2 protein-coding genes are annotated in these 1,237 nt (G+C 69.1%); both read right to left on the reverse strand.

Annotation, left to right across the window (positions count from 1 at the left end):
• The coding region (locus A5680_RS20720) for a PPE domain-containing protein (protein ID WP_156675188.1) at nt 1-320 on the reverse strand (320 nt) is incomplete at its 3' end.
• Nucleotides 321-661: 341 nt separating this feature from the next.
• On the reverse strand, nt 662-1,237 hold a 576-nt coding region (locus tag A5680_RS20725), incomplete at its 5' end, for a PE/PPE C-terminal domain-containing protein (protein ID WP_197499825.1).

Below are 1,237 nucleotides of genomic sequence, written 5' to 3' on the forward strand. Positions count from 1 at the left end.
GCGATCACCGGCGGGGGCACCACCGAGGAAAACACCGACTCATAAGCCGCCGCCGCCGAGCTGGCCTGCACCGCCGCCTGCTCGGCCTGCGCCGCCGTGGCACTGAGCCACTCCGCATACGGCGTCGCCGCGGCCGCCATCGCCGCCGAAGCCGTACCCGCCCACTCCTCACTGGCCAGCTGCGTCACCACGCTCTGATAACTCAACGCCGCCGACTGCAACTCCGCAGCAATCGCATTCCACGCCGACGCCGCAGTCATCAACGACCCCGACCCCGGACCGGCATAAATCTTCGCCGACGTAACCTCCGGCGGAAGCATCCCGAAATCAAACACGAATTACCCCTTAACCCGTCGTATTGAATGACGATAATGCGCTGGCGGCCGGCTGACCGCCCCCGAGCCCGTGGCGGCGGCAACGGCCCGACGGGAACGCGTCCGGCCTGGTCGCCGCGGCCGGGTTAACCCGGCATTGGCCATGCGTTGGGCGGCCGGCCGCTCGTTCGCCATGAGCTGGGAAGAGAACCCCGGTGCGGCGACCCACATTCATCGCCCGGCCGAAACCGAGGCCGCGTGCCCGAGGAGCGGGCCGGCCTGGACCCGATCGGCTTTCGATAAAATCGCGCCGCGAATAAATGGAATGGCGTGTTTTCATGCTGCCGCTATCCGGCCGAGGGTGGTCGGGTGAGCACGCTGTAGCGGAATCCGTATTTGTGCGAGTAGCCCGCGGCGGCGCCGGCGCGGCGGCCCATGACGCCGGTGGGCATGCCGCGCAGCAGGGCGTTGCCCGGCGGGTTGCTCGCCCCGGCCTGCAGGGGGGCGGCCTCGGCCTCGGCGGCGTTGGCCGGGCTGACCGCCGAGGTCAGCGTGGCCCACTGCTGGGGCACCGACAAACCCCCGACCTGGGCGGCCTGCCCGGCACCGGCCGAGACCACGTTGCTGCTCAAGCTGCCCAGGTTGCCCAACCCCAACTGCGCGAACTGCGGGGTCGGGAACCAGGCCCCACCGGCACCGGCCGTGCTACCACCCGGCCCGAACACCAACTGCTGGGCAATCGACGAACTGAACGACGCGAGCCCGTTGGAGAAGTAACCGAGCCCGGTGGTCTGCTTGAGCAGCACCGTGTACACCGACGGCGTAAGCCCCAAATAGTTGTTGGTCGGGGTGGGCAACCCGCTTTGCAGGAAGTTCTGGATGGCGCTGGTCAGCCAGGTGAACGGCCCGGGCGGTGTCGTCGC

The organism is Mycobacterium sp. E2989, assembly GCF_001667595.1.
Classification (GTDB): Bacteria; Actinomycetota; Actinomycetes; order Mycobacteriales; family Mycobacteriaceae; genus Mycobacterium.